At 48.6% G+C, this 18,542-nt stretch carries 19 protein-coding genes; 12 read left to right on the top strand and 7 right to left on the bottom strand.

The genetic code is table 11. The features are described 5' to 3' along the window. Positions 1–6 precede the first annotated feature (6 nt). The 10 genes from ccoO to ttcA all read left to right on the top strand — a co-directional run bounded on the left by ccoO (position 7) and on the right by ttcA (position 8,611). Positions 7–615 carry a cytochrome-c oxidase, cbb3-type subunit II gene (ccoO, locus tag A5320_RS12370; protein ID WP_068065141.1) on the top strand — a complete coding sequence of 203 codons (609 nt, stop codon included), beginning with the start codon at positions 7–9 and terminating at the stop codon, positions 613–615. A 5-nt stretch (positions 616–620) separates the two neighbouring features. Beyond that, on the top strand, positions 621–800 hold the full coding sequence (locus A5320_RS12365; protein ID WP_068065139.1) for a cbb3-type cytochrome oxidase subunit 3: 180 nt from the start codon (positions 621–623) through the stop codon (positions 798–800). After that, positions 793–1,767, top strand: coding sequence for a cytochrome-c oxidase, cbb3-type subunit III (gene ccoP / locus A5320_RS12360; protein ID WP_068065134.1), 975 nt, complete (start codon positions 793–795; stop codon positions 1,765–1,767). The genes A5320_RS12365 and ccoP overlap by 8 nt, the downstream gene beginning before the upstream one ends. A gap of 113 nt (positions 1,768–1,880) precedes the next feature. Further along, positions 1,881–2,360: a FixH family protein gene (locus tag A5320_RS12355; RefSeq protein WP_068065131.1), complete on the top strand. Its 480-nt coding sequence runs from the start codon at positions 1,881–1,883 to the stop codon at positions 2,358–2,360. A 9-nt stretch (positions 2,361–2,369) separates the two neighbouring features. Further along, entirely contained in the window at positions 2,370–4,757 is a 2,388-nt protein-coding gene (locus tag A5320_RS12350; protein ID WP_068065127.1) for a heavy metal translocating P-type ATPase, read from the top strand. Then, positions 4,754–5,020 (top strand): cbb3-type cytochrome oxidase assembly protein CcoS, encoded by a 267-nt coding sequence (gene ccoS / locus A5320_RS21735; protein WP_082971740.1) that lies wholly within the window; start codon positions 4,754–4,756, stop codon positions 5,018–5,020. Before A5320_RS12350 ends, ccoS begins: the two co-directional genes overlap by 4 nt. Before the next feature lie 12 nt (positions 5,021–5,032). After that, the gene (locus A5320_RS12340) at positions 5,033–5,701 is read left to right on the top strand and encodes a sulfite exporter TauE/SafE family protein (protein WP_068065126.1); all 669 of its coding nucleotides are present in this window, start codon (positions 5,033–5,035) and stop codon (positions 5,699–5,701) included. A 42-nt stretch (positions 5,702–5,743) separates the two neighbouring features. Continuing rightward, the gene (fnr, locus tag A5320_RS12335) at positions 5,744–6,469 is read left to right on the top strand and encodes a fumarate/nitrate reduction transcriptional regulator Fnr (RefSeq protein WP_068065125.1); all 726 of its coding nucleotides are present in this window, start codon (positions 5,744–5,746) and stop codon (positions 6,467–6,469) included. Positions 6,470–6,638: 169 nt separating this feature from the next. Further along, positions 6,639–7,562, top strand: a complete 924-nt coding sequence (uspE, locus tag A5320_RS12330) for a universal stress protein UspE (RefSeq protein WP_068065124.1) — start codon at positions 6,639–6,641, stop codon at positions 7,560–7,562. 104 nt (positions 7,563–7,666) lie between these two features. Next, entirely contained in the window at positions 7,667–8,611 is a 945-nt protein-coding gene (ttcA, locus tag A5320_RS12325; RefSeq protein ID WP_068065122.1) for a tRNA 2-thiocytidine(32) synthetase TtcA, read from the top strand. Between the two features lie 123 nt (positions 8,612–8,734). Here the strand turns inward: ttcA and A5320_RS12320 are convergent, their stop codons facing one another. From A5320_RS12320 to A5320_RS12290, 7 genes are read right to left on the bottom strand one after another with little or no spacing between them, the layout of a single operon-like run. Continuing rightward, the gene (locus A5320_RS12320; RefSeq protein WP_068065119.1) at positions 8,735–9,169 is read right to left on the bottom strand and encodes a 3-phosphoshikimate 1-carboxyvinyltransferase; all 435 of its coding nucleotides are present in this window, start codon (positions 9,167–9,169) and stop codon (positions 8,735–8,737) included. 5 nt (positions 9,170–9,174) lie between these two features. Continuing rightward, on the bottom strand, positions 9,175–9,966 hold the full coding sequence (locus tag A5320_RS12315; RefSeq protein WP_068065118.1) for a hypothetical protein: 792 nt from the start codon (positions 9,964–9,966) through the stop codon (positions 9,175–9,177). Continuing rightward, entirely contained in the window at positions 9,963–10,718 is a 756-nt protein-coding gene (locus A5320_RS12310; protein ID WP_068065109.1) for a tyrosine-protein phosphatase, read from the bottom strand. The genes A5320_RS12315 and A5320_RS12310 overlap by 4 nt, the downstream gene beginning before the upstream one ends. After that, positions 10,715–12,910 (bottom strand): GumC family protein, encoded by a 2,196-nt coding sequence (locus A5320_RS12305; RefSeq protein WP_068065106.1) that lies wholly within the window; start codon positions 12,908–12,910, stop codon positions 10,715–10,717. The genes A5320_RS12310 and A5320_RS12305 overlap by 4 nt, the downstream gene beginning before the upstream one ends. Beyond that, positions 12,910–13,431 carry a polysaccharide biosynthesis/export family protein gene (locus A5320_RS12300; protein ID WP_068065103.1) on the bottom strand — a complete coding sequence of 174 codons (522 nt, stop codon included), beginning with the start codon at positions 13,429–13,431 and terminating at the stop codon, positions 12,910–12,912. Before A5320_RS12300 ends, A5320_RS12305 begins: the two co-directional genes overlap by 1 nt. Before the next feature lie 9 nt (positions 13,432–13,440). Next, positions 13,441–14,649, bottom strand: a complete 1,209-nt coding sequence (locus tag A5320_RS12295) for an outer membrane beta-barrel protein (protein WP_068065100.1) — start codon at positions 14,647–14,649, stop codon at positions 13,441–13,443. A gap of 16 nt (positions 14,650–14,665) precedes the next feature. Then, positions 14,666–16,066 (bottom strand): undecaprenyl-phosphate glucose phosphotransferase, encoded by a 1,401-nt coding sequence (locus A5320_RS12290; RefSeq protein WP_068065099.1) that lies wholly within the window; start codon positions 16,064–16,066, stop codon positions 14,666–14,668. Positions 16,067–16,295: 229 nt separating this feature from the next. On the opposite strand from A5320_RS12290, the gene A5320_RS12285 reads away from it, so the two are divergent. Continuing rightward, on the top strand, positions 16,296–17,291 hold the full coding sequence (locus tag A5320_RS12285) for a hypothetical protein (RefSeq protein WP_068065098.1): 996 nt from the start codon (positions 16,296–16,298) through the stop codon (positions 17,289–17,291). Positions 17,292–17,499: 208 nt separating this feature from the next. Next, positions 17,500–18,291, top strand: coding sequence for a PEP-CTERM sorting domain-containing protein (locus A5320_RS12280; RefSeq protein WP_068065097.1), 792 nt, complete (start codon positions 17,500–17,502; stop codon positions 18,289–18,291). Positions 18,292–18,542: the final 251 nt, after the last annotated feature.

Genomic DNA, 18,542 nt, shown 5'->3' with positions numbered 1-18,542 from the left:
CTTATCGTGTCTAAGAATTACCATGAAAAAATTGAAAAAAGCGCTGGCTGGCTGGCAATCCTGACGGTTGTCGCCATTAGCTTCGGTACCCTGGTAGAAATCACGCCGTTGATGTTTATCAAAGACACCACCACTCCGGTGGATGGTCTGAAGCCATACACTGCGCTGCAGATGGAAGGCCGTGATATCTTCATTCGCGAAGGTTGTACCAACTGCCACAGCCAGATGATCCGTCCATTCCGCCATGAAGTTGAGCGTTATGGTCACTATTCGGTTGCCGGAGAAAGTATCTGGGAACACCCATTTTTATGGGGTTCCAAGCGTACAGGCCCTGATTTAGCCCGGGTTGGCGGTCGTTACAGCGATGACTGGCACTTTGCCCACTTAATGGATCCACGTTCTGTTGTACCGCAATCTAATATGCCAGGTTACCCATGGCTGGATGAAAACGTATTAGATGGCAAGTTAACGGCGAAAAAGCTCGAAATTTTCCGTTCTTTTGGCGTGCCTTACACTGACGATGATATCGCTGGTGCCGAAGCTGCCGTGAAAGGGAAAAAAGAAATCGAAGCCCTGATTGCATACCTGCAATCACTCGGCACAGCGTTGAAGTAAGCCTTATGGACTTTGCAACCATTCATAGCTTTTACACCGTGATTATTTTTGCGGCTTTTATCGGCCTGCTGATCTGGTTGTTTGTGATTAAACGCAAACCAGATTTTGACCAGGCCGCCAACGCGATTTTCGCGGATGAACAAAAGCCCAAACAAAAACAACAACAGGAGTCGGATCATGAGTAGCTTTTGGAGTGCTTGGATCATTATTTTAACCATCGCATGTATTGTACTGTGTACGGTGTTATTAACCTGGAACCTGAAAAACCACGTTGGTGTGCCTGAAGGCGAACCAACTGGCCACGAATTTGATGGCATCGAAGAAATGAATAATCCACTGCCAAAATGGTGGACCATCATGTTCTACGCCACCATCGTCTGGTCAGTGTTCTACTTTGCGGCCTACCCTGGCCTCGGCAACTGGAAAGGCTTGTTAGGCTGGACCAGTTCGAATCAGGGCATTACGTCGCTGGCGGAATCAAAAGCTGCAATTGAAGCGCAAAAAGCTGCTGGTACGCCGTCGCAGCTGGATCGTGAATACCTGCATGCCAACGAAACTTTTGCCAAAGAGTTTGCCAAATACACCAGCCGTCCAATTGAAGAGCTGGCGTATGACACTCAGGCATTAAAAGTGGGTCAACGGTTGTTCCTGCAAAACTGCGCGCAGTGCCATGGCTCTGATGCCCGTGGTCAACGTGGTTTCCCGAATCTGACTGACAACGACTGGCTGTATGGCGGTACTGTCGACAAGATTAAAGAAACACTGTTATACGGACGTAAAGCCGCAATGCCAGCCTGGGGCGAAGCTTTAGGTGAGCAAGGCGTGAAAGAAATGACCGCTTATGTGTTAAGTCTGTCTGGCCGTAAGGTCAACGACAATGACGCAGCGGCGGGTAAAGCCAAGTTTGGCATGTGTGCGGCATGTCACGGCGCAGACGGTAAAGGCAGTCTTGCCCATAACCTGCCATTTGGTGCACCAAACCTGACTGACAACACCTGGTTATATGGCGGTTCTGCCGGCACTATCGAGCAATCATTGCTCAAAGGTCGTAATGGTCAGATGCCAGCATTTAAAGATACTTTAGGTGAAGATAAAATCCACGTGATTGCCGCGTACGTCTACCGGTTGTCACGTCCGGACGATACGAAATAATCATCTGAACGAGCTGGTGCAATTCAGCTGAATTGTACCGGTGCAGTACGCTGAAATAAGCCCCGCCAGCGGGGCTTATTGTTATCAGCTGTGTTAGCAGACAGAGGAACACCATGTTAGTCAAACCCTGGTATAAACAAGTCTGGCCCTGGATCCTGATCGCCATTCCGGTCGTCACCATGTTCAAAGCGGTGCACTCCATTTATCTGATGAATCAACAAAGCCCGGATCTGGTAGTTGACGATTATTATGCCGAAGGTAAAGCCATTAATATGAATCTGGCAAAATACCGCGAGGCCGCCAGTCGTAACCTGCAGGCAAGTATTTTAATTGCCGCCAATAAAGCCATCGTCAAATTCGAGTCCAACCCGATTCTCGACGCCAAGCTGAAACTACGTTTTGTACATAACACCGTTGCGGCCCAGGATTTTGAAGTACAGGCCGAGCGTAGCGGTGAAAATTTATATATCGCTGAACTGCCGTTGACACTGACCGGCAAATGGAATCTTTTGGTTGACGACCCAACCGAACAATGGAAATTGCGCGCGACCTTCATTCTGCCTCAGGCAGAAGCCATCAAACTAACCTATTGACAGGTCTGCATGTTAAATCGTTGTTTTCATTGCGCTGAAGCGGTGCCAGAAGGCAGCAACTTTGTGTTGTCGTTTGAGGGCTCGCCCCGCAACTTTTGCTGCCCGGGCTGTGTCGCCGTTGCTGATACGATTATCAGCCAGGGTCTGGGCGATTATTACCGTTTTCGTACTGCCCCTGCCGCCAAGGCTTCGTTGATACCGGAACAACTGCAAAGTCAGACCAGCTATGACAACGACGAAGTTCTAAGCGATCTGTCCGCCAAAATTGATGGCTTACAACAAATCGAATTATCCATTACCGGCATGAGCTGCGCCGCTTGCGCCTGGTTAATTGAAAAACAACTGAAACAACATCCGGCAATTGCCAAAGTGTCAGTGAATTCCGGCACCTCGCGCTGCGTGGTCAGCTGGGATCCGGCGCAAGCCAAACTCAGTGATTTACTGCAAAAAATTAGCAAGCTCGGCTATCAGGCTAGTCCTTTTATTACCGACAGCGAAGAGCATAGTTATCAGAGTGAAATGCGTGCTTATTTAAGACGCCTCGCCGTGTCCGGCATTATGAGTATGCAGGTGATGATGCTGGCGTTTGGTCTGTATTTTGGTGATTACACCGGTATTGAACAACAATACGAAGGTTACCTGCGTTGGGTCAGTTTACTGCTGACGTTGCCGGTGATGATCTATGCCGCAGCTCCTTTTTCAAAAAGTGCCTGGCGCGCGCTGCAGAGCCGGCAGCTGAATATGGATGTGCCGATTGTACTGGCGCTGTATTACACCTTTTTGGCGTCAACCTACGCCACCATCAGCCACAGTGGTGAGGTGTATTTTGAATCGGTTTGTATGTTTGTATTTTTACTGCAACTGGGCAAATTTTTTGAATTCCGCGCCCGCAAACAAGCCCGTGATGCCACCAGTAACTTATTAAAAATTATGCCGGTCACTGCCTGGTTATGGGATGGCGAACAAGCAACCGCTACTTCAGCGCGCAGATTACAGGCCGGTGATTTAATCCTGGTCAAAGCCGGTGAAACCATACCAGCTGATGGCGTGATACAAAGTGGCAGCAGCAGCGTTGATGAGTCGATGCTGACCGGTGAATACCGTGCTGTCGCCAGACAAACCGGTGATACGGTACTGGCCGGTTCCGTCAACCATGACGGTGTGTTGATAGTTGCGGTGAATAAAGGACTTACCCAATCCAGACTTGGCCAAATTATCAGTCTGCAGCAGCAAACCTTGCATCAAAAACCGCAGCTGCTGGAAAAAACTGACAAAATCGCCCGCTTTTTTGTGCAGCGGTTACTAGTGGTGGCAACAGGGACATTTGCCATCTGGTATTTTTACGTTGATGCCGATCGCGCGTTTTGGGTGACGTTATCGGTGCTGGTGGCCACCTGCCCTTGCGCCTTGAGCCTGGCAACACCCACTGCCATCACCTGTGCGCTCGCCCGGTTAAACCGCAAAGGTATTTTGATTAAAAATCAGCAAGTGCTGGAATTTTTACCGAATTTAACCAAAGTATTTTTTGATAAAACCGGTACTCTGACCCATGGTAAATTTAGTGTCCGCCAGCTCGACTTACCGCCGTCGAACTTTAGCGAAAGCCAGGTACTGGATTTAATTGCCAATATCGAAGCCTATTCCGAACATCCAATCGCCAAGGCTTTTGCGGATTATCGTCAAAGCCAGCAAGCATTGTCTGAAGTGAGGTTGCAGATTGGTGCGGGCATCAGTGCCATTTGGCACTATCAACAGCAGCCGTTATTGGTGCGTGTTGGCAACGCCGCTTTTTGCGAAGTAACGGCCGATGCCAACTGGCAGGTATTTTGTACCATCGACGACCAGCATGTGGCGAGCATTGCGCTTGCCGACGAAATCCGGCCAGAAATATCCCAGCTGATGCCACAGTTGCAGGCGCTTGGTATTAGTTTTGGCATTCTGACCGGTGACAGCTCGAATCAGGCCAATGACATCGCCAGCCAGTTTGGCATCGAATCTTTGCATAAATCCTGTACGCCGGAAGATAAGGTACAGTTTATCCAACAGGCGGTCGACAGCGGTGATATTGTACTGATGGTTGGTGATGGCATTAACGACAGCCCTAGTTTTCATGCCGCGCATGTGTCGGTTGCGCTCGATAGCGGCACTGACTTATCGAAAAACCAGGCGGATGTGGTGCTGCTGCACAACGATTTATCAATGCTGGCAGAACTTATCGCCGGCGCACAACTGGCGAAAAAAGTAGTACGACAGAATTTGCTATGGGCCGTTGGTTATAATCTGGTGATTATTCCACTGGCGGTTTGTGGTTTTGTGTCGCCTTATGTGGCGGTGATTGGCATGTCGTTCAGCTCATTATTGGTGGTTTCTAATTCTCTTAGGTTATTAAAAGCATGAGCATTATTTTTGTATTAATCCCGATTGCGGTGTTGTTTGTGCTGATTGGCCTTGGGGTGTTTTTCTGGGCGGTACGTTCGCGCCAGTTTGATGATCTGGACAAAGAAGCCTACAGCATTTTGTTTGATAACCAAACCAAGCCTGCTCCGGCGGCAGATCCAGCTCCTGCTTCCGTCGGGTTTCCGGCGGATGGCGACACGAATACTGCTAGCGATGCCGATGCTAACGGCTGCATCAACACCACTTCTTCAAAAAATCACTAACGGTTGCCGCTGATGGAGATGCTGGCAGCAGTGCTTATCGGATTAACGGGCAGCGGTCATTGCCTGGTGATGTGCGGAGGTATCGCCAGCGCCTTGCAGATGATGCTGCCTGAGCAAAGCCGCTGGCAACGCTTACGATTCCAGCTGGCATTAAGTGCCGGTCGGATCTGCAGTTATGCCTTGCTTGGCGGCCTGGTCGGCTGGTTAGGTTTTCAGGCCATGGGCTTTGGCGGCATCGCCCGGCAGGCACTACAACTGCTGGCCGGTCTGATGTTGATCCTGATGGCGCTTTACATCGCGAAACTGTCCAGTGTGTTAACCGGCCTCGAACAGCTTGGTTCACGCTTATGGCGGCATATTCAGCCGTTAACCAAGCGCCTGTTACCGCTCAATACCTTGCCCAAAGCCTTTGCTTACGGTTGGGGCTGGGGCTATTTGCCCTGTGGTCTGGTCTATTCCAGTCTGAGCTGGAGTCTGGCCAGCGGTTCCGCTTTGGACGGTGCGCTGTGGATGTTGGCTTTTGGGGTCGGAACTTTACCGGCATTGCTGGTCGCCGGTCAGGCCGCTTCAACATTAACACGCTGGAAAAACCAGCCTTGGGTGCGTTATAGCGCCGCTTTGTTGTTGCTCGCTTATGGTTGCCACACAATATCCCTTGCACTATTAAGGTTATTTTTTTAAGCTGATGGCCTGCATTTTGGCCACAAACTGGAAACTTCCCCTATGAGTGCTTCCGCTATTAATTGTCAGGACTGTGGTTTCAGCCAACTGTGCCTGCCGTTCTCTTTAAACACGGCCGAACTGGATCAACTGGACGACATTATTCAGCGTAAACGCCCGTCGCATAAAGGTGATCACCTGTTTGAAGCTGGCAAACCATTGCATGCGTTGTATGCCGTGCGGACCGGATCTTTTAAAACCTACACCCTGACCGAGCAAGGTGAAGAACAAATTACCGGTTTTCATCTGCCGGGCGATGTCATTGGTTTTGACGCCATCGGCAATCAACAGCATCCAAGCTACGCGCAGGCGCTGGAAACGGCGATGGTGTGCGAAATTCCCTATCATACGCTGGAACCACTACTGGATCAGTTACCGAAACTGCGGCAACAACTGATGCGGCTGATGAGTCAGGATATCTCCGGCGACCAACAAATGATGTTGTGGTTGAATCGTAAAACCGCTGAACAAAAACTGGCGGCGTTTTTAACCAATCTGGCGCAACGGTTTGGCAATCGGGGTTTTTCGAAAAAAGAATTCCGGTTGACGATGACCCGTGGCGAAATTGGCAATTACCTTGGCTTAACTGTAGAAACCATCAGCCGTTTGCTCGGCCGTTTTCACAAAGATGAGCTGATCCATGTTGACGGTAAATTGATTGTGATCAGTGATTTTGCCGGCCTGAGCAAAGTCGCGGGCATGACCAATGTTGCGGCTGTTAGCCCTTGATCTGAAGTTGCTTCCTGACTCAAGCCATCATCACCGTGCCGATAGTGTCAAAAAACAGGGTCGGTTAGCTGTTTAACCTCGATTTGATCCAAAACAAGGATTGCAGAAGCAGATAGTTTTAAGTTGTCTACACTTAAGGCACACAACTGGCCTTAGCAAGGAGACAACGATGGCAACTTATCAGGACGTGCTGGTGGTGCTCGACCCCAGCCAACCCATTCAAAAAGCATTAGATCGCGCCTTTGAACTGGCGGAACATACCGCTTGCCGACTCACCGCCTTTTTATCCATCTACGATTTTTCCTACGAAATGACCACCATGTTATCCGGTGAAGAGCGTGAATCGATGCGTCAGGCCGTGATTACTGATCGCGAAATCTGGATCAACGAATTAGTCGAACCAGCGCGCGCCAAAGGCATCAATGTGCATGTCAAAGTGGTCTGGCACAATCGCCCCTTTGAAGCTGTGGTCAAAGCTGTCATCGATGATGGTTATGATTTAGTGATTAAAGGCACCCATAACCATGATGTCCTCAAATCAATGATTTTCACTCCCACTGACTGGCATATTCTGCGTAAATGCCCTTGTCAGGTACTGTTGGTGAAAGAACATGCCTGGCCTTCCAAAGGCAATATTTTGGCGGCAGTCAACGCCGGTAGTAGCCAGCCGCACCATCAGGCGCTGAACAATCGAATCATCCGTCAGGCGAAAGCGCTGGCGTCGATGTTACAAGCTGATGTGCATCTGGTGAATGCTTACCCCGGTACACCTATTCATGTGGCGATTGAAATTCCAGAATTTAATCCGGCTGATTACAACGACAGTATGCGAAGCCATCATGAAGATGCAGCGATGGTATTAGCCACCGAATTCGGCATCAACAGTAGCTGTGTGCATGTGATTGAAGGGATGCCTGAAGATGTGATCCCGCGTGTTGCCGGGCAAATTGACGCCGAAATGGTGGTCATCGGCACTATTGGTCGCACCGGTTTATCCGCAGCAATCATCGGCAACACCGCCGAACACGTGATAGACCGGCTCGATTGTGATGTACTGGCGCTCAAACCCGACAGCAGTATTGCTATTCCATAACAATTTAAATAGTGGCCAGCTCAGCCGATCATGGATGTTGATTGGCAAAGCTGGCCAATGAGCTATAATGTGCGCCATTTTTTAGGTAATCTGGTGTTGTTGGTATGTCACACGCTCTGCAAGCAAAAGCTCAATATAATCTGAACAAACTGCACAAACGCTTACGGCGTGGCGTGGGACAAGCAATCGCTGATTTTTCGATGATCGAACAAGGCGATAAAATCATGGTCTGTTTGTCAGGTGGTAAAGACAGCTACACCATGCTCGACATCCTGCTGAATCTGCAACAATCCGCCCCGATTGATTTTTCGATCATTGCGGTGAACCTGGACCAAAAACAACCTGGCTTTCCAGCCGATGTGTTACCCCGTTATCTGACTGAACTCGGCGTCGAATATCTGATCGTCACCGAAGATACCTACTCTATCGTTAAAGACAAAATCCCGGAAGGCAAAACCACTTGTTCATTATGTTCAAGATTGCGCCGTGGCATTTTGTACCGCACCGCTAAAGAGCTTGGCGCCACTAAAATTGCGCTGGGCCATCACCGTGACGACATGATTGAAACGATGTTTCTGAATATGTTCTACGGTGGCAAAATGAAATCAATGCCGCCAAAACTGCAAAGTGATAACGGCGAACATATCGTGATCCGGCCTTTGGCTTATTGTCGCGAAAAAGATATTGAAAAATACTCAACCGCCAAAGGTTTCCCCATCATCCCTTGTAACCTCTGTGGCTCACAGGACGGCTTGCAACGCCAGGTGGTGAAAGAAATGCTGCAGGACTGGGATAAACGCTTTCCAGGTCGTATCGAAACCATGTTCCAGGCCATGCAGAACATCGTGCCTTCGCACATGATTGATAAAAACCTGTTTGATTTTGCGGCCGTTAGCCACTACACACCAATTGCCGAAGGTGATACCGCCTTTGATAAAGTGGCAGTGCCAAAGGTTCCGGTGGGTTATATTGCGGAAGATGATGATAATGCCGAGCTGACGAGCCCGCAAACACAGCAACCGCATGTGCAGACTTTAGAATTGGTTTGATTGATGGCGCACTACCGCTGTCGCGGTGAGTGTCGCCCTACAATTTACACATACAATCAATATTTTGCGTAGGGCGTTACTCGCCGCGACAGCGGCAGTACGCCGAACTAACACCGGGTCCTATTAACCAAACAACGCCTTAAACCAGCTCCAAATCCCCAGCGAAAAACCGTCGAATAAATCAATACCAAGCGCCGATTTCACCAGATAAAGTACCAGCAAGCCAACGCCGGCGGATAATATCAGTAACATCGACATTATCATCGCCAGCATCAGCCTGGAAAGCTGCTGCTGTGAACGCTGGCCGTCCCGTATGTTGCGCCCTGCAACAAACACATAATAATAACGCCAGTGGAAAATCCGCAGCGTACCGCGAAAATCGAGCTGATGTTTGCCCCACTGCCTGGCACCCAAGGCAATTCGTAAATGTGAAAGCTGTTGCTCGGTAAAACTTGCGCCGACCTCGGCTGGCATCCGGCTCAGCAATTTCTGTAAACCCGGATCCTGGCGAATATCGGCGGTGGTTGGTAGCACGGGCTTAGCGTTATGCTCGGTCATCGGAGTTACCGGTTTTGACAAAAATCACGTTGTAGTCGCTGCTGCGCCAGCTCAGAGTATGGTTTATCTGCAGATTGCCGAGCCTGCAAATAAATGCAACCAAGGCGCTGCATCTGATGTTGTTTTACCAACAGAATCACCGGGTTATACAAACGTGGGCTCGCACCAATACTGCGTGCCAGCACCTGATAACCCAAAGCCTTTTGCGTGGCGTTTAAATGTGGCCACTGCGAATAGACCACTGCCAAAGTCCGTTGCAGCACCTGGGGCATATAAGGCCCATATTGATCAGCCAGCGCCAGTTGCTCAAAGGCCTCAGTCAGTCGGAACTGCACTGTACTCTGGTACCAGGCATAATCGGCGTAGGCGTTTGGCCACTGCGGCCTTAATTGAATAGCTTGCTGATAATAACGCTCCACCACCGCCATTTCTGAGGCTGGTCTTAAACCTTTATACCAGCCCCACTCCAGCACTTTGGCCATACTCAGCAAATAATGTGGATGATCCGGATCTTTGGACAACGTGACTTCCATCAGCTGTAACGCTTGCGCGTAACGCTCTGGTGTCAGATTGTCACTGTTTTTGTCCCACTCATTGAGCAGAAACTGCACCCGGAAAAAGTTGGCACTGGCCATGCCTGCCTGCCACACTGGTGCCAGCAGCACCAGGGTGCTAAGTGCCAACACCACAGCGATGACTCGCCGGATTAACAAAGACCGCTGTTGACCTTTTACGAAAGTCTGCTCAGCTACTGCCGACAAAGTTGCGTCCGCGGTCCCAGGCACAGTATTGCTCATAGGGCATGCTCCTGGCTAAGCGCGCCGTTAAAATCAAGCGCTGCAGTGATTAACTGCGGATGAAGTTGTACCAAATCTAACGCATATTGCTCGTCGGTCAGCCGACTGACTTCGACTTTGGCAGCGGCTAATTTTGGCGGCCGGCGCAGCAAATTGTGGCTATCCGTTGCCATCACCGTAAATAACTTTTGTTGCAGTAACAACCTGGCACATTCCTGATGACGCTCGCCCAAATCACCAAGCAATGAAGAAGCAGTCAGCTGAAATAAACAGCCGGCACGGATCAGTGGCGCCAGAACTTTTGGGTCGTTTTGCACATCCCGATTGCGCTCAGGATGCGCAATCATCGGCAACACCCCACGCTGCTGCAACCATTTCATCAGTTTATCACTGCCAGCCGGAATATGACTGTGTGGAAACTCCAGCAGTAATACTTGTTGGCCCTGCCAATGCCCCAAAATTGGCAATTGCCCTTGCTCAAAAGCCGGCATGAGATCGGCGGTCACCCGAATTTCGGCGGCAGCAGCAATCTGTATGGCGATGTTTTGTTGGGTCAAAGCCTGGCGTAACAGCGTTAATGCCTGATGGATAGTGAGTTTGGTGTTATCGAAATAACCGGGATTAATATGCGGCGTTGCCACCATCTGCGTGATGCCATCAGCCACCGCCAGCTGCAACAACGCCAGTGATTCAGTTAAATCACTGGCGCCATCGTCAATGCCAGGCAGAATATGGCAATGCAGATCAATCATGATGATTCAGATTTTTCAGCATAATATTGATAATAACCGTATGAACCGTAATATTTCTCCGCCTTTTTCAGGTCTAAATCGTTCAGCACCACACCAAAGACTTTGGCGTGGGCATGCACCAATTTCGACAACGAATGTTGAATTAACCCAGAGCGGGTTTGGTCGGCTTTGACCACCATCAACACCGCATCAGCAAAGCGTGAAATTACCAACGCGTCGCTGACCGCATGTACCGGCGGCGTATCTATCACAATTTTCTGATACCGGCTTTTCAGCTCAACCAACAAGGCTTCGAACCTTGGATGCGACAGCAGTTCCAGCGGATTCAGCGGGATGGTGCCAGCAGTCAGAATATCAATACCGGTGGCTTCATCGTGCACAATGCACTCATCCAGGCTTTCGGTTTCCGACAGATAATTCGCCAACCCAGGCTGAAAGGCCGGTAAGGCAAAACGTTTGGCGATGGTTGGCTTGCGCATATCGGCATCAATCAACAGAATTTTTTCCAGCTGACCAAAAGCAAAAGCAATATTGCTGGAAACGGTCGACTTGCCTTCTTCCGGAATAGAAGAAGTTACTTCAATGATTTGCAGCGGTTTATCCAGCGCCAGCAATGAAATACTGGTGCGGATACTGCGGATAGACTCACTGAATTGTCGCTGCTCGGCATTAAAAAACATGGTGTTAATGTCTTTTAACGCCATTTTTCCAGGCACTTTTGGCACTACACCCAACGCACGTTGTTGCAGTACCTGCTCAACGTCATTGGTAGTTTTGATGGTGTCGTTTAAAGACTCCATCACAAATGCCACAATGACCCCAAAACCGAGCGCCGCAATAAAGGCCAGGATCACTATCAATTTGCGTTTTGGCTTCATCGGCTCGGTGGCCGGCATAGCGCGGTCAGTAAAGCGGGCAATGGCAGAGTTAAAATCACCGGCCACTTCAGTTTCTTTTTGCCGTGCCATAAAGGTATCAAACAGCTGGCGATTGGTTTCGACTTCACGCTGCAGACGCTGGTATTCGGTCTCTTTGCCGCTTAAATCCTGATACTGTACTTTAGCGCGGGCCATTTCGGTTTCCAGTGATTGTAAATTTTCAGAAGCGGTTTGCGCTTCATTTTCAATACCGGAAATTAATTTACGAATTTGGTCGCGCAAATTGTCCTGCACTGTCGTCAGCTCCGATTTTGCTGCCAACAGTTTTGGATGCTTAGGACCATAAATTTTGCTGAGCTCGGACACTTTACGCTCGGCTGAAATCACTTCTTTTTTGACGTTTTGCACCCCTGGGTGCGCGGTGATTTCCGGTAAGGATTCCAACCGGTCAATTTTGTCGGTGCCGTATTGCGAGATCACCCGGATAAAACCATCAACCTGGGCTTTTTTCGCCCGCGACTGGGTAATTTCCACGCCGAGCCGCTCCAGCTCCTGACTACCCAAACTACGCACCCCCGCCACATCAATCAGGCCTTCGCGAACCCGGAATTGTTGCAACGCCAGCTCAGACTCATCCAGACGTAACCGCAGTTCGCCTAAACGCCCGCCTAACCAGGCATTGGCTTTTTGGGTGATGCCCATTTTGGCTTCAAGCTGGCTCTCGATATAAGCATCACCTACCGCATTGGCAACAGCAGCGGCCAGCTTGGCATCATGCGATTCGAAAGTAATGTTTACCAGCTGAGTTTTTCGCACCGGATCAATACTTAATTTCGCGACGAATTTTTCTACCAGCTTTTCTTTAATCCGGGCAGCTTTGTCTTCTTCCGACAATAAATCTGCGGCGTCATCCGGTAAAAACGGCAGTTGTTTTTTCAGTTCAGTCATCAGCGATGTTTCAGCGATAAAATCACTGTGCTTGCCAAGTTGCAGGCGTTCAATCACGGTTTCAGCGATACTGCGCGATTTAAGGATCTCAAATTGCGTCAGGTAATATTCCTGCTGCGCCGAATTCATGCCGTACACTTCTTCAATTTTCACCGCTTTGGCTTGCTGCGCTTCGATCAACAAGGTGGCACGGGAACTGAACACCGGTTTGAGGTTCAGCACAATAAATACCGTCAGCGCAGAAACCAGCATTGCCAATAACAGAATGCGCCATTTAGCCCTATTGATGACTGAAAAATACTTTCTCAGATCAATGACTTCTTCATTCACCTGACCGACGCCCTGAGGTTCAACAGCTAAAGACATTAGAAAAATCTCTGTTCTATGGTAATGGTGTCACCGGCACTAATCCGACTCGCTAACGAGCCGGTTTGTGTATTGCTTTTATCACCTTCGCGGGAAATAAAAATTTTATCGCGCGATGCCCGCTCGGTCATCCCGCCAGCTAATGCAATGGCCTGGTTGACCGTCATACCCGGCTGATACGGATATCCGCCGGGCTGTTTCACTTCACCGTGAATGTAGAATGGCCGGTATTGCACAATTCCGACAAACACATTGGGCTCGACAAAATAATCGCCTTTAAGTCCTTGATATACATGCTGTTCAACTTGTTTGATGGTCATGCCGGTGACTTTGATAGTCCCCAAAAATGGATAGTTCACCGTGCCACTATCAGTCAGTTGCGTTTCCAGTTTCAGCTCATCTTCACCAAAAACCTGGATCACAATCACATCACCAGGCCCAAGCGTATAGTTGTCCGCTTCCTGCGCCTGGGCACAAGTTGCGGCAAACCAAAACAACAAAATCGTCAGCAGGTACTTCATGGCTTATCCTCAGAGCGTAAATTCAGCATTTAAACCAATGACATTACGGTCAAATTCAATCACACCCAAGGTTGAGGTACGATCTTCAATATTGGCAAAGGCTTTAATTTTTACCCAGCGCAGTAATTGTTTATTCAGCTCCAGCGTCAGTACTTTGCCGGTATCTTTACGATTCGACAAGTTGTACTCGTTGGTCTGATATTCGTAAGCAATTTTGCTGTCCCAGCTGTCACTCCACTGGTGATTCCAGCCTAGGCCATACGTGGTTTCGATGATGTAATCGCCTAATACGTTAACAGCATCAACATCTTTTGCCCGACGACCGGTGGCAATATCAAAGCCTGAATAAGTCAGTGGCTGCCACACCAAAATCGCTTCCCAGGCAAAACCGCTGAAATCTTCCCGTTGCGAGCGGTCAAAGTTTTTGTCCTGATAACCAAGTTTCAGCTCACCCGAAGTGATGCTGCTGATTTCCCACTCAACGCCGACGCGGTAGTTATTGTCGGTGTTATTCCGATCACCACTTAAATCCAGCACTTTAAAATCAATTTCAGCAGTCGTTGCCGAAGCGACCAGCTTAATCGAGCCATTGGTCTGATATAAAAATGCACCACCGAATAAGGTTGAATCGTAATCACGATATTGGGTGACATCGCGGAAGTTATCGTATTTTTTGTTGTAGAATCTTGAATTTACGCGAATTTTACCAGTTGAGCTTGGTGCGCCATACATGTACTCACCATCAAATAACTGGCTGTTGTACTTCGTCACGTCATCAAGCAATAAACCACGGCCTTCGGATACACCGGTACCACGGTCTTCATGTAACCAGCTGCTGTTGGCTTTTAATTTAAAATTGTGGTGGCTGGCCGGAGAAATACGCGCCTCACCTTCCAAATAACCATCGGTAAAATCATCAAGATGGCTGCTGAAGTAACGGGCATTATTTAATGCCGCTGTCACAGTGTAACTATCGGCACCATCGACCAGTGTTGCTTTCAGCGCTGGTGCTATGGTGTTGACCCAACTGTTAATTTCATTTGTGCTTGACCGGACAACGTTGTCGTCATGCTTCAGACCAACCTGCAAACTTGGCACCAGGTCAATTCCCGATGAAGTTTTAATAACACCAGAAGCCGGTGCTGTTGACTGCGCAGCAACCGATGCTACAGAAGTGAGTAATGCTGTGCTGATAATAACGCCTTGTGCAAATTTCATAGATATCCCTTTGTTTTCAGTACACATTTTTCCCACCAAAGCCTTTGAATAATGTTTTGATAATTATTTTCACATCCCACCACAACGACCAATTGCGAATGTAATGCAAATCAAACTCGACCCTCTTTTCCATTTTGTCGAGCGTATCGGTTTCGCCACGCCAGCCATTAATTTGCGCCCAACCGGTAATACCTGGTTTGACTTTATGACGCAGCATGTAAAAAGCGACCCGATTCCGGTAATGTTCATTGTGAGCAACTGCATGAGGTCGTGGTCCGACGACCGACATTTCTCCGCGCAAAACATTAAAAAATTGCGGTAGTTCATCCAGGGATGTCCGGCGCAAGAAGGCACCCAGTGGTGTAATTCGTTGATCACCTTTGGTTGCTTGTACTACGTTATCAGAATTTTCAAGCACTTTCATGCTTCGAAACTTGTAAACGCCAATTTGTTTGCCATCTAATCCGTACCGATCTTGTTTAAAAATAGCCGGACCTTTTGAGGTCAGTCGTACCGCTATGGCAATCAATATCAATATCGGCGCTAATAACAACAAAGCCGTTGCACTGAACAGAATGTCAAAGGTACGTTTCAGATAGGTTTGCACGCCATAATGCGGCGATTCAAACACGCTGATGGCGTCAATATCGCCAACGTTGCTTAATCGGCCGTGCATCATATTAATAATGAGTAATTCAGGAACGAGGTAGACATTCAGCGTGGTATCGCCCAGTTGCTGTACGATCTGCTGGATACGCCGATCGGCACTCAAAGGTAAACAGATATAGAGGCGGCTGATAATGCCGGATTGCGCCGTGATCACTGAGTCGTTGACGGTTCCCAACAACAAAGCCCGGAATTCTTCAGGAAAACGATCCGGTTCCCGGTCATCAAAAAAGCCAATACATTCAAAGCCAAGCTCAGGGTGGGTTTTGATTTCCTGGTAAAGTTCGATGCCCCGCGGCGTCAGGCCGACAATCGCGACCCGTTGCAGGTTAATACCGTTTTCTAATTGAATTTTACGGATTGTCCGGTAGATCAGCCGCCAGCCCAGCATCAACGTCGCTGAACCAACAAACCACAGGCCAATTACAACGCGGGAATAAACAGCACCGGATTTAAATAAGAACAACACGCTTAGCATCAATGCAAAAGAAATGCAGAGGATGATCAACACCAGCCATAACATTTTACCAAAACGGCCGACCCGCCAGAACCGGTATAAATCCAGAGCTTCAGCGATATAAGAAAACACCACAATTTGCGACAGTAATAACAGAAGGTCGTTTTTATCAAAACCACGACGGTAAAATTCACTGCTGACAATCAGCACTAAGATCAGAATACAGAGGTCGAACAGACGATGTAAAAAAGCAAAACCGTTCCCGGTCACTTCGAGGGTGCTGGATTTATTCAAACGTTATCTCTTCCATGAATAACAATTACATATACAAGACTTTGAGTCACGGCGCGATGATACCTGCAGTTGGTTGATGATTCCAGCGCTTATCTCACCATAATTCAACGACAATGGCGAGCCAGGTTGGCATTGTTGTAATATAACACCAATAATTTGCTAATGTTTGCCGCAGTTTCTGTGGTTGTGGCTACAGTCACACCTCGTCTGCCTGGGAGTACCAAAACTCGTGATTGACCAAAGCCCCCGCCGTTTTTTCCGGATATTATCGCTGATAGCGTTGCTGCAACTGTTTGGCCTTAGCGTTACAGCTTGTAGCTCGCAGCCAACACCGGCTCCGTCTGATGCAACCAATCCACCCGCGACCATGGCATCTGCAGAACCTGGTTCAGAAGCCGAATTACCAACCATTGTTGTTGAAAGCTCAGGCTTAGTTTGTCAGGCTGACGGTACTTTTCTGACCATCAATGATTCTGGCAACAGCGCCACGGTTTATCAACTGAACGCCAGTGGCGATGTGCTTGCCAACTACAGGATGGATGCGATCAATCTGGACTGGGAAGCGTTGACGCTGCATCAGGGTGAATTGTGGATAGGCGATATCGGCAACAACAGTGGCGCCCGCCAGGGAGGTGACTTGTACCGGGCGTCGTTAAACTTAGGCAATGACCAACTGAATCCAACCCGCAAAACCAGTTTTGTCTATCCGGATCTGCCACTGCCACCATTACAGCTGTATCAACATGATTTTGATGCCGAGGCTTTAGTCAGCGCCGGGCAGCAACTGTTGCTTTTTAACAAAGCCTGGCAAAGTGCCCACAGCACCGTCTATCAGTTAACAGCCGATACCAGCGCTGGCAACACCAAAGCAGTGAAAATAGCCACAGTCGACGGCCTGCCGGGCGTGATCACCGGCGGTGCATTCAGTCAGGAGCAGCAATTATTTGTGTTAACCGGTTACGCCAGATTTCGCGAAAACGTGCTGAACATGGCTTTATACAATGATTACCGGCCATTTCTGGCGGTGTTGGACCGGCAGTTTAAACTGCAAAAAGTTATACCTGTGCCACAAGGCGGCCAATTGGAAGCAATTTGCATTGATCCCCAACAACAAATTTGGTTAACCCAGGAAAAATCTAAGCGTCGCCCGGCATTATTATGGCGTTGGGGCAGTATGGCGCAATTGAAACAGCAGATTAACAGTAAATCTTCACAATTTAATTGATGCTTTTATCCAATTCACTGGTTACTATAAATGTGCAGTACGGGGAAAAGTAATGTAGTCAGGTGACAGGACGTCATATTCGTCAGTTTTGTTTACATCCCGAAAAATGGCACTAAGCATCGCCATATATAAATCAATGAGTTACATGTGCTGGCATAATTATTGCCAGTAAACTATTAGTGAAGTTTCAGATGCCATGGGAGTGTCGATGTTGAATAAAAGTTTGTTAAAATCAGTGGTATTGCTGGCTGGTTTAATGTCAGTTCAGGCAAATGCTTCTTTGATTACCAACGGTAGCTTCGAGCAAGCACCTGCAGGCACTTCAATCACCTTCGGTGGTGAACAACCTGCTCTCTCTTTCGGCGATTTAGCCACTAAACCACAAGATTTCAGCTGGGGCGTTTTTTCTGGATTACCAGGCTGGTCACACATCGCAGGTTACGGTCCAGGTGTTGAAGTTCATCACAATGGCACCCTGAGCTCAGCTGGCGGTACTATCAACAATAACGCTGCTGACGGTGAACACTACCTGGAGATGGATACCCACTTCGGTTACAAAACACCAGGCAACAGCAACACCGGTATTTTCCAGTTACTCACTGGTTTAAATGTTGGTCAAACCTACGAATTATCTTTTTGGTATCGCGCTCGTGATACCGCCAGCAACAACAACGGTCTGAATGTGTATTGGAAAGCCAATGGTTCTGTCATCGACAAAACTAACGCTGACTACACCTACGACTACAGTGCTGGTGAAAACAACAACGCTAACTGGGTGAAATACAAACAAAAAGTAGTCGCCACTTCAACAGAAATGCTGATTGGTTTTGGCGGTGCTGGTGAACAAGTATACAACCCGTCGAAAAACACCACTGCTGGTGGTAACGGTAAAGGCGCTTTACTCGACATGGTAGAACTGGTTGAAGTTCCGGCGCCAGCCACTATCGCGCTGTTTGGCTTAGCAGGTCTTGCTCTGCTGTCACGCCGCCGTAAAGTTTAACTTGTAACATGTACAAAAAAACCGTCGTTAGACGGTTTTTTTTCGTTTAAAAATCAATGACCCAGATATCTTAGGGCATGCATCCAACCGTAGGGCGCGACTCGCCGAAGGCAGTCCACCATTCAACAACAACTGAATTTATATCGAACAATGGCGCACTACCGCTAATGCGGTGAGTGACGCCCTACTCTTAAATACCGGTATGGTATTGTTTTAAAGATAAAAATGCGTAGGGCGTTACTCACCGCGTC

The organism is Rheinheimera sp. SA_1 (assembly GCF_001669775.1).
Lineage (GTDB): Bacteria > Pseudomonadota > Gammaproteobacteria > Enterobacterales > Alteromonadaceae > Pararheinheimera.
The sequence above is the reverse complement of the archived record's forward strand: the minus strand, read 5'-3'. Positions and strand labels throughout refer to the sequence as shown.

Excerpts from the sequence above, each read along its gene's own strand:
- A5320_RS12365 (WP_068065139.1), top strand. The coding sequence starts at position 621 with ATGGACTTTGCAACCATTCATAGCTTTTACACCGTGATTATTTTTGCG.
- ccoP (WP_068065134.1), top strand. The coding sequence starts at position 793 with ATGAGTAGCTTTTGGAGTGCTTGGATCATTATTTTAACCATCGCATGT.
- A5320_RS12355 (WP_068065131.1), top strand. The coding sequence starts at position 1,881 with ATGTTAGTCAAACCCTGGTATAAACAAGTCTGGCCCTGGATCCTGATC.
- A5320_RS12350 (WP_068065127.1), top strand. The coding sequence starts at position 2,370 with ATGTTAAATCGTTGTTTTCATTGCGCTGAAGCGGTGCCAGAAGGCAGC.
- ccoS (WP_082971740.1), top strand. The coding sequence starts at position 4,754 with ATGAGCATTATTTTTGTATTAATCCCGATTGCGGTGTTGTTTGTGCTG.
- A5320_RS12340 (WP_068065126.1), top strand. The coding sequence starts at position 5,033 with ATGGAGATGCTGGCAGCAGTGCTTATCGGATTAACGGGCAGCGGTCAT.
- fnr (WP_068065125.1), top strand. The coding sequence starts at position 5,744 with ATGAGTGCTTCCGCTATTAATTGTCAGGACTGTGGTTTCAGCCAACTG.
- uspE (WP_068065124.1), top strand. The coding sequence starts at position 6,639 with ATGGCAACTTATCAGGACGTGCTGGTGGTGCTCGACCCCAGCCAACCC.
- ttcA (WP_068065122.1), top strand. The coding sequence starts at position 7,667 with ATGTCACACGCTCTGCAAGCAAAAGCTCAATATAATCTGAACAAACTG.
- A5320_RS12320 (WP_068065119.1), bottom strand. The coding sequence starts at position 9,169 with ATGACCGAGCATAACGCTAAGCCCGTGCTACCAACCACCGCCGATATT.
- A5320_RS12315 (WP_068065118.1), bottom strand. The coding sequence starts at position 9,966 with ATGAGCAATACTGTGCCTGGGACCGCGGACGCAACTTTGTCGGCAGTA.
- A5320_RS12310 (WP_068065109.1), bottom strand. The coding sequence starts at position 10,718 with ATGATTGATCTGCATTGCCATATTCTGCCTGGCATTGACGATGGCGCC.
- A5320_RS12305 (WP_068065106.1), bottom strand. The coding sequence starts at position 12,910 with ATGTCTTTAGCTGTTGAACCTCAGGGCGTCGGTCAGGTGAATGAAGAA.
- A5320_RS12300 (WP_068065103.1), bottom strand. The coding sequence starts at position 13,431 with ATGAAGTACCTGCTGACGATTTTGTTGTTTTGGTTTGCCGCAACTTGT.
- A5320_RS12295 (WP_068065100.1), bottom strand. The coding sequence starts at position 14,649 with ATGAAATTTGCACAAGGCGTTATTATCAGCACAGCATTACTCACTTCT.
- A5320_RS12280 (WP_068065097.1), top strand. The coding sequence starts at position 17,500 with ATGTTGAATAAAAGTTTGTTAAAATCAGTGGTATTGCTGGCTGGTTTA.